Annotated in this window: 13 protein-coding genes and 1 other annotated feature; all 13 genes read left to right on the top strand. The window is 37.6% G+C overall.

Annotation, left to right across the window (positions count from 1 at the left end):
• Positions 1–48 precede the first annotated feature (48 nt).
• A complete protein-coding gene (gene mnmA, locus EUBDOL_RS06405) occupies positions 49–1,209 on the top strand; it encodes a tRNA 2-thiouridine(34) synthase MnmA (protein WP_022420085.1) in 1,161 nt (386 codons plus the stop codon).
• Positions 1,199–1,900: a CPBP family intramembrane glutamic endopeptidase gene (locus EUBDOL_RS06400; protein ID WP_040463317.1), complete on the top strand. Its 702-nt coding sequence runs from the start codon at positions 1,199–1,201 to the stop codon at positions 1,898–1,900. The genes mnmA and EUBDOL_RS06400 overlap by 11 nt, the downstream gene beginning before the upstream one ends.
• A 17-nt stretch (positions 1,901–1,917) precedes the next feature.
• Positions 1,918–4,086, top strand: a complete 2,169-nt coding sequence (recD2, locus tag EUBDOL_RS06395) for an SF1B family DNA helicase RecD2 (RefSeq protein ID WP_004799759.1) — start codon at positions 1,918–1,920, stop codon at positions 4,084–4,086.
• A gap of 44 nt (positions 4,087–4,130) precedes the next feature.
• Positions 4,131–4,307 carry a hypothetical protein gene (locus EUBDOL_RS11560; RefSeq protein WP_022420088.1) on the top strand — a complete coding sequence of 59 codons (177 nt, stop codon included), beginning with the start codon at positions 4,131–4,133 and terminating at the stop codon, positions 4,305–4,307.
• A 26-nt stretch (positions 4,308–4,333) separates the two neighbouring features.
• The gene (locus EUBDOL_RS06390; protein WP_004799755.1) at positions 4,334–5,428 is read left to right on the top strand and encodes an AI-2E family transporter; all 1,095 of its coding nucleotides are present in this window, start codon (positions 4,334–4,336) and stop codon (positions 5,426–5,428) included.
• A gap of 41 nt (positions 5,429–5,469) precedes the next feature.
• Positions 5,470–5,662, top strand: a binding site (T-box leader).
• 36 nt (positions 5,663–5,698) lie between these two features.
• Positions 5,699–8,323 (top strand): alanine--tRNA ligase, encoded by a 2,625-nt coding sequence (gene alaS / locus EUBDOL_RS06385; RefSeq protein ID WP_004799754.1) that lies wholly within the window; start codon positions 5,699–5,701, stop codon positions 8,321–8,323.
• Positions 8,324–8,382: 59 nt separating this feature from the next.
• Positions 8,383–8,640: an IreB family regulatory phosphoprotein gene (locus tag EUBDOL_RS06380; protein ID WP_004799751.1), complete on the top strand. Its 258-nt coding sequence runs from the start codon at positions 8,383–8,385 to the stop codon at positions 8,638–8,640.
• Entirely contained in the window at positions 8,641–9,054 is a 414-nt protein-coding gene (gene ruvX, locus EUBDOL_RS06375; protein ID WP_004799750.1) for a Holliday junction resolvase RuvX, read from the top strand.
• Between the two features lie 118 nt (positions 9,055–9,172).
• Positions 9,173–9,433: a DUF1292 domain-containing protein gene (locus EUBDOL_RS06370; protein ID WP_004799747.1), complete on the top strand. Its 261-nt coding sequence runs from the start codon at positions 9,173–9,175 to the stop codon at positions 9,431–9,433.
• A complete protein-coding gene (mltG, locus tag EUBDOL_RS06365; protein ID WP_004799745.1) occupies positions 9,426–10,499 on the top strand; it encodes an endolytic transglycosylase MltG in 1,074 nt (357 codons plus the stop codon). Before EUBDOL_RS06370 ends, mltG begins: the two co-directional genes overlap by 8 nt.
• 54 nt (positions 10,500–10,553) lie before the next feature.
• Entirely contained in the window at positions 10,554–11,033 is a 480-nt protein-coding gene (greA, locus tag EUBDOL_RS06360) for a transcription elongation factor GreA (RefSeq protein WP_004799743.1), read from the top strand.
• 69 nt (positions 11,034–11,102) lie between these two features.
• Complete coding sequence (locus EUBDOL_RS06355; RefSeq protein WP_040463312.1) at positions 11,103–11,567, top strand: helix-hairpin-helix domain-containing protein; 465 nt, start codon at positions 11,103–11,105, stop codon at positions 11,565–11,567.
• Positions 11,564–13,513 carry a ComEC/Rec2 family competence protein gene (locus tag EUBDOL_RS06350; RefSeq protein ID WP_004799740.1) on the top strand — a complete coding sequence of 650 codons (1,950 nt, stop codon included), beginning with the start codon at positions 11,564–11,566 and terminating at the stop codon, positions 13,511–13,513. The genes EUBDOL_RS06355 and EUBDOL_RS06350 overlap by 4 nt, the downstream gene beginning before the upstream one ends.
• Positions 13,514–13,516: the final 3 nt, after the last annotated feature.

Here is a 13,516-nt window from a genome sequence, read left to right as displayed (position 1 = left end):
TTTACTGTAAGCATGATATAATGGAAAACATAACGAAAGAGTGATATGATGAAACAAAAGGTATTATTAGGTTTATCCGGCGGTGTTGATTCTGCAGTAGCTGCATATTTGTTGAAAGAGGCTGGATATGATGTGACTTGTGCTTTTATGCGGAATTGGGACGCTTATGCCAATAATGATATTTTGGGCAACCCGACAATTTCAAATGAGGTTTGTCCGCAAGAACAAGATTTTATGGATGCAAAAGCAGTAGCGGAAAAGCTTGAGCTTCCACTTTTAAGAGTGGATTTTGTGAAGGAGTATTGGGATCATGTATTTCAATATTTTTTATCGGAATATGAAAAAGGTAGAACACCTAATCCGGATATTTTGTGTAATAAATACATTAAATTTGATGCTTTTTTAAATTATGCTAATAAGATGGGATTTGATATGGTAGCGATGGGGCATTATGCACAGGTTGAACATGGCCCTAAAGAAAGCAGGTTAATTCGAGGTGCAGATACAAATAAAGATCAGACTTACTTTTTAGCACAGGTACCTCAACAAAGCTTACAACATGCATTGTTTCCAATTGGCCATTTAGAAAAGCATGAGGTTCGCCAAATTGCCAAGGAATTGCATTTAGATAGTGTCTCTGCCAAAAAAGATTCTACCGGAATTTGTTTTATCGGTGAACGTAATTTCAAAGCTTTTTTATCAAATTATTTGCCTAGTAAAGATGGTGATATTGTAGATATTGAATCATTGGAAGTTATTGGCCGTCATGCAGGTGTGTTATACTATACAATCGGACAGCGCAAAGGATTAGGCATTGGTGGAAATAAAGGACCTTGGTTTGTGGTTGGAAAAGATGTTGAAAAGAATGTTCTATATGTTACGAACGGAAATGAATCTGATTGGTTATTTACTAACAGCTGTATCGTTTCCGGTGTGAATTGGTTTTCTAATGAACGACCTAGTGAGGACTATGCTTGTACTGCAAAATTTCGTTATCGGCAGGCTGATAATGCAGTGGTTCTGCGTTTTATTGATGATAATACTGTTTTTGTACGTTACTCTCAAAAGGTAGCTGCGGTTACCAGTGGACAAGAGGCTGTATTTTATCAGAATGAAACTTGTTTAGGTGGCGGTGTTATCGAAGATGCTTTTATTGATGGTCAAAGTATAAATGAACGAATTAAAAAAAGGGTGGAAAATGGAAAGTAAGCTACAGTCATTGTCTTGGCAACGTGTGTTTTTGCTTGTTTTGCATTATTTTCTAGGCTATGGCTTTTTGTATCGCCAAATAGGCGTGTTTTTGACATTAGCTAACGATCCTTACGCTATTATGATTTTGCCGTCTATTCAATTATGTATTTATCTTTTTACTTTAGCGATTACTATTTGGTTGGCGTATCCTTTGTTGAAGAAGGGCTTCATCTATTTTAAAGCACATTTACGATATAATCTTTTACTCGTTTTGGTTTTAATTTGTGCCACATATTTTGCAAATCTTATATTATCGATATTGATTGGCATACTTACTGGCATGGAAACCACCCAAAATCAACAAGCAATTGAAGCAAGTTCTCGGTTTATTCCACTATTGACTTTATTTTCAACTTGTTTTTTTGCGCCAATAGTAGAAGAGTGCGTTTTTCGTGGTGGAGTTTTTACAAAGCTTCGTAGTAAAACATCATTTCTTTTGGCAAGTCTTATAAGTAGCTTACTATTTGGAAGTATTCATTTTATAAATGCTTTTTTCACTCTTGATTTTTCCGATCTGCCATTTCTGCTTGTTTATAGTGGGATTGGTATGGTTTTAGCTTATGGATATGAGAAAAGCAATACTATTTTTGTACCGATTCTATTACATTTTTTAAATAATTTAATTGCAGTATTAGCAATGTTATTATAAATCATAAAGGAGAATTTATGAATGGAGAGACTGTATTAAAGGCTAAGCATTTGCATACGATTTTTCGCAATGCCGAAAATGGCTATAGCGTTGCGAAGTTTGTAACCTATGATACTAACGAGGAAGATTTTACTGCTACCGGATATTTTCATGAATTACAGGAAGATGTGATTTATGTTTTACATGGTGCCTATGTAGAGCATTATCGTTATGGAATGCAGTTTCAAGTGGCTAGCTACGAGAGAATGCAGCCCAATGATGAAGAAAGTCTAATTCGCTATTTTTCTAGTAGTCTTTTTTCCGGTATTGGTAAAAAAAGTGCTCAGGATATTGTTATGACACTTGGTGAGGAAGCAATAACAAAGATTAAACAGAATCCAAATGTTTTATTGGAAGTAAAAAGTTTGAATTTTAAAAAGCGTGAAAGCATCATTCGCGGCATTAACGAGCATGATGAGGAAGAGGATTCAATTGTTTTCTTTACTAAATGCGGACTAAGTGTGCGTAATATCGTAAAGCTAGAGGCAGCCTATGGTGAACAGGCAGTGGCAATTGTAAAAGAAAACCCATATCGCATGGTAACAGATATTGATGGTATCGGATTTGCAACTGCGGATAAATTAGCTGCTAATTTATCTTTTGAAAAAGATCACCCGTATCGTATTAAAGCAGCTGTATTATCAAATGTCATGGAGTTGTGTATGAGCAGCGGTGATAGTTATACTACTCGAATCGCAATCCAGCGGCGAATGCAAAAGTTGTTCGGTAATGAGATTGAATTAGAATCCTATCTTGAACAGCTGGAAATGGAACGACTGCTTATCCGAGAAGATGAACGTATTTATCATCATACACAATATGACGCTGAAAAAGGAATTGCTGTTTTTCTAAATGAGTTTGCATATACACAGGAAACGATTGATGAAAATGAATTAGATTCCAAGCTGAATGCTTTAAAGGAACGCTACCATATCTCTTATGATAGTATTCAAAGGGAGGCGATTCGCAGTTTTTTCAACACTCCTCTTTCTATAATTACCGGAGGACCGGGTACCGGTAAAACAACGATTGTTCAAGGAATTTTGGCTTTGGCAAAGATTTTTTTACCAAATGAACGAATTGCATTATGTGCACCTACCGGGCGTGCTGCTAAGCGACTTGCCGAGGTTTGTGATTATCCGGCTATGACACTTCATAGCCTATTGCGTTGGGATTTAGAAACCAATACCTTTCAAGCAAATGCACAAGAACCACTTCCCTATGAAGTCGTAATCATTGATGAATTCTCAATGGTAGATGCTTGGTTGTTTTATCATCTTGCAATGGCTTGCGCAAACGTAAAAAAGCTACTTTTAATTGGTGATGAGGATCAACTACCAAGCGTAGGGTGTGGCTGTGTATTACGTGATATTCTTGCCGCAAACATCATAAAGACCACGCGCTTACATAAGATTTTTAGGCAACACGAAGGCAGTGATGTCATTACTCTAGCACACCAAGTCAAAGAAGGTTATGAAGATATTATTGATGATGCCAAAGATGTTGCTTTCTTCCCTGCTGAGAGCCACGAAATAAAAGATATGGTTTTGAAAATTGTTCAAAATGCATTTGAAAAGGGTTTTTCTGATACAGATGTTCAAGTATTGGCTCCTATGTATGGCGGAGTTGCCGGCATTGATGCTTTAAATATTGCTTTACAGAAAATGATTAATCCTGCTGATGGATATAAAAAAGAGGTTAAAGTAGGATACCGTATTTTTCGTGAACATGATAAGGTTTTGCAGCTAAAAAACCAACCCGATGATGGTGTATATAACGGTGATATCGGAACAATCCTTGAAATTATTTCTGCTGATGAGGATATTCACCACCAGCATTGCATTATCGCCGATTTTGATGGTGTACTTGTCGAATATCGTGGAGAAGCTATTTATCACTTAACACATGCCTATTGTATTTCTATCCATAAAGCACAGGGAAGTGAATATCCGATTGTTGTGTTACCGATTGTTGCTGATTATCGTTACATGCTGCAGAAACGATTGGTATATACTGCTATCACACGTGCGAAAAAAAGTCTGGTTTTGCTAGGCAATCGTGAAGTTTTTCGTCGAAGCCTAGAAAGCAATGAGCATCATACTCGAAAAACGACACTTCTTTCAAAAATTTTAGCATATAATGAATAATCGCTTTTAAAGCTGCCAAACTAACAGCGATAGGAGTGATGATAATGAATAAATGTATGGTATCAGTTATGGTCGGTATGGCAATCGGTTTGTATTTAGGTTATACACAGGAAGATGAAATAACTGATTTTTATCGCAAATCAAAACGCAATAAAAAGAAAATGATGCGAAAGATCCACAAGACATACGACCATGTATGCGATTGTCTGGAGCATGATTAACCCCATTGGGGTTTTTCTTTTCCTATATGAAGCATTTTTTAGAACAAGTGGATCGTAGTGCCAGACATATAATATTCCCGATCCTAGTCATTCTTATCGGTATTCTTATTTTAAAGCAAATAGATATGTATGAGCGCATTGTACGCATTTATCATGCTTGCTTGCCGGTATTGCTTGGAGTGGTAGTTGCTTTCTTTATGCAGCCGATGATCGATCGCGTGCAGCTATACCTTCCTAAACGACTTTCTGTTTTTCTAGTCTATATTGTCTTTGCTGTTATTGTTAGCTTACTTCTTGTTGTCTTAGTACCGATCTTTTATAAGCAAATCATAGAATGTGTAAAAATGCTGCCTATATGGTTAGAGAGATTTAAGAATATTTTAGAATCTTATCACATTCCTTATGACTTTCATAGCTTATTGGAACGGAACTCTTTAAAGGAGGGGTCAATGTTCGTTGTTGATACGCTTTGTTCAACCTTTTCAACGGCAATGGATTACGGTGTTGCGTATTTAACCGGTTTTTTTATTTCTATTGATGTAGAGTTTTGGAAACATTGTATTTATAAAGTGTTCAAAAATGCGCATCGTTTCTCTACCTTCTATCACACAGCTAGTAAGATTATCTATCAATATCTTTTAGGAACCTTCTTAGACTTGCTTTTTATTACTGTTAGCACATGGTGTATCTTATCGCTTAGCGGTTTTCCCAATGCTTTTGTGTATGCACTGCTTTTGGCATTGTTGAATTTATTTCCGTATATCGGCGCAAGTATCGGCTTAGTTTTAATAGTCATTGTTGCCTTGTTAAGCTATGAGCATTTTCCTTTTCTTCCGATATTCCTTGTTTGGCTGTTACAACAACTAGAATCTAATGTCATTCAACCGATGATTTTTCATAAAACGATGGACGTACGTCCAATTCTAAGCTTTGCGTTTATTTTTGTATCTGATGCTTTTTTTGGTATTCCGGGAGTGATTTTATCACCGATCTTCGCAGCAATCGCACAGATAGGGTTTCGTAGTTATCTGCATGCGAAAGAAAATGATACAGTTGGTAAATGGGAGGATATTTGGTATGATTTTGATGAAGTGATGCAGGAAGAGAATATGAAAATCTAATTGCGTAATAGTCAGCAATATGTTACAATTATTGCGTTGTAATCAAGACGGTGAAAAAGAGGAGTACATATATTTGTTAGTTTAGAGAGGAAGCGTTTGGTGGAAGCTTTCCTAACGGTATGTGGAAGGCTGCTTTGGAGTCAAGCGTGTACTCGCGTTAAGAGTTAAGTGAGGGTGCCTGTCTATGCACAGGTGAACTGGGATGGTACCGCGTAGTTGATATACGTTCCTAGATATAGGAACGTTTTTTTATTGTTTTGGAGGTAATTTATGAAAGAATTAACAGGAAATCAGATTCGACAAATGTTTTTGGATTATTTTGCATCAAAGGGACATATGATTGAGCCGGGTGCAAGCTTAGTGCCACATAACGATCCGACGCTGCTTTGGATCAATGCCGGTGTTGCGGCTTTAAAAAAGTATTTTGACGGAAGTGAAAAACCTAAGAATAATCGTATTGCGAATGCTCAAAAATCAATTCGTACCAATGATATTGAAAATGTAGGAAAAACCGCACGTCATCATACCTTTTTTGAAATGCTTGGAAATTTCTCTATCGGTGATTATTTTAAAGAAGAAGCAATTCCGTTTGCATGGGAATTTTTAACCAGTCCACAGTGGATCGGTTTTCCGAAAGAAAAATTATATGTATCTGTTTATACCGACGATCACGATGCTTATCGTATTTGGACAGAGGTTTGTGGTGTCGATCCAAGTCATATTTTAAAGACGGAAGGAAACTTTTGGGAAATTGGAGAAGGTCCGGGTGGACCGGATAGCGAGATTTTCTTTGACCGCGGAGAAGAATATGATCCGGAAGGTTTGGAAGAAAAGTTATTCTTTGAAGAAATGGAGAATGATCGCTATATCGAGGTATGGAATGTTGTGTTCTCGCAATTTGACTGTAAGCCTGAACTTGATCGCAGTGAGTATAAGGAATTGCCACAGAAAAACATTGATACCGGTATGGGATTGGAGCGTTTAGTTTGTTTGGTACAGGGAGGTGAAACAAACTTCGATACCGATTTATTCCTACCGATTATTCATGAAACAGAAAAATATACAAGCTGTTCCTACCAAGTGAACGAAAACAAGATGGCATTCCGTGTTATTGCCGATCATATCCGTACGGTAACCTTTGCCCTTGCAGACGGTGCTTTGTTCTCTAATGAGGGCAGAGGTTATGTGCTTCGTCGTGTACTTCGTCGTGCGGTACGCTTTGGTAAAAAACTGAAAATCGAAGGAGCCTTCATGTATAAACTAGTACCGGTAGTTTATGAAATTATGCAGGACTTCTATCCGTATTTAGGAGAAAAATTGGATTATATTGCAAAGCTGGTAAAGGCTGAAGAAGAACGCTTTCAAGCAACCTTAAGCGATGGTGAGAAACTGATGCGAGAGGTTATGGAAAGAAATAAGGAAACGAAAACGATCGACGGAGCAACTGCTTTTAAATTGTACGATACATATGGTTTCCCATTTGAATTGACTTTGGAGATGGCAGAAGAAAGTGGTTATTTTGTAGATAAAGACGGCTTTCAAGCTGAAATGAAGCAGCAGAAGGAGCGTGCTCGTAATGCACGTGAAGAACAGGAATCTATGTCTTCTCAATCTGCTGATTTAATGAATTGTACCTTAGAAAGTACCTTTGTTGGCTATGATGCTTGCTGCTGTGATGCGAGGGTTATCGCTTTATTCAAAGATGGTGTAAAAGTAGATGAGCTTGTGGAAGATGGAGATGTGATGTTTGATCAAACTGTTTTCTATGCCGAGAGCGGCGGACAGGTCGGTGATACGGGAACAATTTCCAAAGCTGTGGAAGCAGTGGTAGAAAATACCGTTAAGGCTCCGCATAAACAGCATCTTCATCGTGTGCATATCAATGCCGGTGCTCTGCATGTCGGTGATGAGGTAAGCTTGAAAGTTGATGAAAAGCGTCGTGCGGTGATTACTTCCAATCACTCATGTACTCACTTATTACAAAGTGCTTTGAAACGTGTTGTCGGAGAACATATCGCTCAAGCCGGTTCTTTTGTAAGCGATGAGTACTTACGTTTTGACTTTACACATTTTGAAAAAGTCAGTGAAGAACAGCTAAGAAATATCGAAAATCTAGTGAATGAATTTATTGCCGGGCATTATTCAGTAAGTAAGGTGGAAATGCCGATTGAGGAAGCGAAGCAAAGTGGGGCAACTGCTCTGTTTGATGAAAAATATGGTGATGTTGTACGCGTAGTCAGCATGGGAGATGTGTCAAAGGAATTTTGTGGTGGCTGCCATGTAAACAATACACAGGAAATCGGTGTTTGTAAGATCATCAGCGAGGAGAGCATCGGTTCCGGTATTCGTCGTATTACAGCGAAAACAGGCTATGATGCGTATAAAGAATTCGCAGCTGGCGATCAAATGCTTCATGCGATTGCCGCAGATTTGAAAATGAAGGGAATTGCTAATCTTGAGGCAAAAGTGGCAAATGTTGTGGAGGAAGCGAATGAATTGAAAAAACAGTTAGCTACTCTACAATCCCAAATGCTTGCTTTAAAGGCAAATGATTTGGAAAATACAATTGAGGAATGCAATGGACACAAACTGCTATTCGCAAATCTGAGTGGTGCCGATGGAAATGCTTTGAAGGATATTGCCAATAATCTGAAAGCAAAATATGAGGATATTGTTGTTTTCTTGGCAAGTGCGAGCGAAGATAAAATCACCTTTGTTGCTGCGGCAGGTAAAGCAGCGGTTGCTAATGGTGTAAAATGCGGCGATTTAGTTCGTCAGGCAGCGATGATATGTGATGGTAAGGGTGGAGGAAGACCGGACTTAGCACAGTCCGGTGGAAAGGATCCATCAAAATGTGAAGAAGCGATGAAATTCGTTAAAAATATGCTTTCTTAATGCTTTTCAATTTTCTAAATATACGTTAAAATAGACATATAAACAAAGGAGGTAATACAATGAAAGATATTACGGAAACAATGGCCTTTTCCGCTGAAGAATTAAAAAGGGATAATATCAAGCATGTATTACGATTGGTGAAGGAAGCCTTAGATGAACGTGGATATAATTCTGTAAATCAGTTAGCCGGATATTTGATTTCCAATGACCCGGCATATATTTCTTCCCATAACAACGCTCGTACGGTAATTCAAAGCATTGAGCGTTATGAAATTATAGAAGAATTGGTACGTGCCTATTTGGAAGAGGAAAAATAAATGCGTGTTTTGGGCTTGGATTTAGGAAGCAGGACACTAGGAGTAAGTGTAAGCGATGCTTTGGGAATGATTGCGCAGCCGGTAACAACCATTCGTTTTGAGGAAGAAGATTATGACAGTGCTTTTGGACAGGTACAAACGTACATAAAAGAATATCAGATCAAAACGGTTGTCTTAGGACTGCCTAAGCACATGAACGGTGATGTTGGTATTCGCGGCGATATTTCGATTATGTTTAAGGAAAGGCTGGAAACTTTAGGTGTAACAGTTGTTTTATGGGACGAACGCTTAACAACTGTTGCGGCTCAGCGTATTTTGATTGCGGCAGATGTATCACGTAAGAAGCGTAAAAAAGTCATTGATCAAATGGCTGCTGTTCAAATTTTGCAGGGGTATTTAGATAGTCAATCATAGAGGCGTTCTAAGCGCCTCTTTTGTGAAGATGGCGATATTTCATAAAAAGATAGGAAAGAGTGTCGATTGTTAATTTGAATATGATAAACTATACAGAGGGTAGAAGGAGGATTTTGGTATGTTAGATTCAAATAGCTTGTATGTAACCGATGAATTAGGTAATGAAAAACGCATGGAGATTTTATTTACTTTTGAAGATGAGGAGCATGGAAAAAAATATGTAGTATTTGCTGATCCCGATGTAGAAAGTGAAGAGGTATTTGCATCGGCGTACGATGATGCCGGAAATTTATTGCCGGTAGAAAGTGATGAAGAATGGGCAATGATTGAAGAAGTTATTTTAGCCTTCCAAGAAGATGAGGAAGCGAGTGATGAATAAGAATTTTTGGAAACAAAAAAAAGTCTTTATTCCGATTGGAATCGTAATTGCTTTAGTTTGTATCATCATTGGATTTATGATTTATTACAATAGCTCAACTGCAGCTGTGAGTGATGAAAAAGATCCAATCGTATTTGTAGTAGAGTCTGGAGAGAGTAGTGAGGTTGTTTTAAACAAGCTTGCAGAACAGGATTTAATTAAAAATTCTTTTGCTGCGAAGCTATGTATGAAATTTAATGGTCTTTCTGATATCAAAGCCGGTAATTTCAGTTTGAATCGTTCAATGTCAACGAAAGAAATTCTAATAACCTTGAATGATATAACAAAGGCAAAGGACGATCAAATTGCGATTACCTTTAAAGAAGGTATGTGGGCGAAAGAGGTTGCTCAGCTGATCGAGGACAATATGGGAATATCGAAAGAAACATTGTTAAATTTATGGAACGATGATGACTATTTGCGATCCCTTATGGGAAAATATGCTTTCTTAAGTGAGGATATTTTAAACACTAACTATAAGGTCAAGCTGGAAGGGTATTTGTTCCCTGAAACCTATATGTTCAAGAAAGACGCAACTGCGCAAGAGATTACCGAAACCTTTTTAGAGCATTTCAATAAAATTTATTTGAAATATCAAGGGGATATCGAAGCAAGTGGATACAGCGTACAGGAGATTATAACCTTGGCTAGTGTTGTTCAATACGAGGCTGCAAAGAAATCGGATATGGATATGATTGCCGGTGTTTTCTATAATCGATTGCAAGAAGGAATGATGCTGCAATCGAGTGTTACGGTATGTTATGCTTTGTATGATGATTTGACCTCCGGAGAGGATTGTGAAGTCAATACACATATCGAATCTCCATACAACACATATTTGCATGAAGGGTTACCGATTGGACCGATTTTAAATCCTGGAGAGGAAGCGATTCATGCGGTTTTAAATCCAAAAGACAATGATTATTTATACTTTGTGGCAGATGTATATGGTGATGGAAGTGTTCATTATGCTAAGACACTTGCCGAACACGAAGCTAATGTCGATAAATACAATCTTCGTAAATAAGTAGTATTCTGTAAAGGATTGTGGTATAATACCATAGCGAATAGGAGTGAAATTATGGCTCAAGAAGAAAAGTTTTTAGTTACCAAGGAAGGTTTAGATGAATTAGTAAAAGAGCATGATCATTTGATTCATGTTGTAAGAGATGAGGTAATCATTGAATTACAGGAAGCACGTGCACAAGGAGACCTTAGTGAAAATGCGGATTACGATGCAGCAAGAGAGCATCAGGCACAGGTTGAAGCGCGTATTCGTGATTTGGAAGCGATGATTGCAAAAGCCGAAATTATCGAAGGAGATAAGAAAACTAAAAAGAAGGCAGTAACATTAGGCTCAACGGTTACGATTTTGGATATGGATTCCAATGAAGAAGAAACATATACCATTGTCGGATCGATAGAGGCGGATCCTTTAAACGGTAAGCTTTCTAATATTACACCATTGGCAGTAGCACTTATGGATCATAAAACAAACGATATTGTTGAGGTCAGTGGTGCAGAAACACCTTATGAAGTAAAAATTCTTTCTATTAAATAATCTGTGCAAACAGGTTATTTTTTTATGATTTTCTATGTTTTCATCGTATTTCCTTAGGGAGGGGTTATGATGAAAAAAATCATTGTACTGTTATTTTTGCTTATCATCTTTTATGGTGAGCTACACTATGTCGATCTTAGACAATTTCAATCAGAAAGCAAGCAGGTAGAAGTAAAGGGAGAGGTAAAAAAGCCGGGAATTTATGAAGTTGCTATACACGCAAGCGTAGAGGAAATTCTTACGTTAGCAGGTGGCTGCACGAAAGAAGGAGATACCTCTAATTTAAACCTAACATTGGATATCGAAAATCATGGTGTTATTGTTGTTGGTAAGCATCAAGCACCAAAGCTTATTTCCATCAACAGTGCAAGCTTGGAGGAACTTGATGAATTGAAGGGGGTAGGTCCCTCTATTGCACAGCGCATTATTGATTATCGTAATCAACAGCCATTTAAGACATTGGAGGAGTTGAAAAATGTAAAAGGAATCGGAGATAGAATGTTTGAAAAGATCAAGGGGCAGATTACGCTATGAATGGAAGCTATTTGTTCATAGGACTAGTAACATTGCTAGCTATATGGGTTCCTTATAAATGGCTGCTTTGTGTGTTTCTAATAGGTATGCTTATTTTTTATCTGCGTCATTTCAAAGTAAAAATAGCAATGCTTGTGTTATTGCTGTCTTTATTGCTGCCAGTGTTTCCGAAGCCTATTGAACCACTAATGAGTAAAATATTAAAAGTACACGAGGTACACACAAATTATGTGATTGCACAAGCTGGTAAGACTAAGGCTTTGGTTTATACAGATACCCCTTTGGGTTTCGATGATATAATTCAGGTAAGCGGAAACTATGAAAGCATCAATACTATACACAATATCAATGATTTTCACTTTCAAACATGGCTAGCAAGAAGGAATATCCATTATCAAATACAAAATAAGAATGTACGTATTTTAAAGGAGGGGACTTCTTTTCGTCATCGTATCTTATCCAATATTCAAAAGAAGAAAGATCAACAGGCAGCAACATGGTTGGAGGCGATGTTGTTTGGTATTCATGAAACAGAACTGTCTTATTTTATAACGTCTAGCGGAATGCATATTGCCTTTTTGATGAGTGCCCTTGAACGCTTTTTAACACGTTATATTCATCGTCAAAAAGCAATGCTATGCGTTATTGTGTTGAGTGGGTGTTTGGGTATATGTACAAGCTTTACAACGGCAATATGGCGCATTTTATGTTTTCGAGGAATACGCTTGGTGTTTGATCGCTTGTCTTATAAAGATCAAGTAGGTCTAGGAATGGTTGTACTGTTACGAATATTTCCTTATATGGCTTATGAATTAGGTTTTTTATTACCGGTGGCATTTATGCTGGTTGGCATTTTTCATCGAGCAAAGCGTCCTCGCTGGGCACTGTCCTTAAGCATTATGATACCCTTCCAATTTTTGTTTTTTCATTCCTGCAATCCGATATCCATACTTATATTCCCATATCTTCGTAAGGCTTATGCTTTTTTATATATTCTTTGTCTGCTTTACGGAATATTCCCATATCCTTATTTTACGGTCTTTTTTACATGGCTCAGCAATGCGCTGTCAACCTTTGAAACAATCGGATTTGAAAGCTTTTATCGAGTTTCTTTTCCATGGCTTCTTTTGTGGCTGGTTTCACTGATTCATTATATAGAAGGAGAGAGGAAAGCGAAATATAAGTTGTGCATTTTGTTTCTTTATACTTTCTTTGCGCCTTATCTTAATCCTTTTGGTGAAATTTATATCATAGATGTAGGACAAGGAGATTGTACTTTGATTTCGCTTCCGTATGGACAGGGCGTAATGCTAGTCGATGTTATGGGGAGTAAGTATAAAAATATCCCGAAGGATATTATTATGGAGCAGCTTCGTATGCGTGGTATTCGAAAAATTGATACGGTATTATTGACCCATGACGATTACGATCACAGTGGTGGTTTAAAGGAATTGCAGGAATGCATACCGATTACACAAATTATTACCGAAAAACAAGAAAAAGGAAGTATTCGGAATTATGAATTTCCGATAGTTCTTTATGATTATCAGCATCCAGACAGTAATGAAAACAGCATCATTACCTATTTTGATTTTTATGGCTTACGTGTCTTGTTGATGGGAGATGCCGGTGTAGGGGCAGAAGCAGAGCTTATGAAGAAATATCCGAAGCTAGAGGTTGATGTTTTAAAGCTCGGACATCACGGTAGTAAGACAAGCAGCTCATTACCTTTTTTGCATCAGCTGCAGCCTAGTCTTGCACTGATATCTGCCGGGCGAAACAATCGCTATGGACACCCACATCAAGAAGTTTTAAAACATCTAAAACAGGAACATATTACCGCTCTTATGACACCTAAAGAGGGAGGAATATCGATAAAATTCTGCAAATTTTTCGCATTTTTCAAGACGGCAAGTGGGGAATTTGGTATAATAAAACACAGGTGATGA

The organism is Amedibacillus dolichus DSM 3991 (assembly GCF_000154285.1).
In the GTDB taxonomy this organism is placed as follows: Bacteria; Bacillota_I; Bacilli_A; order Erysipelotrichales; family Erysipelotrichaceae; genus Amedibacillus; species Amedibacillus dolichus.
Note: the sequence above shows the minus strand (reverse complement) of the source record. Positions and strands in the feature narration are given on the sequence as shown.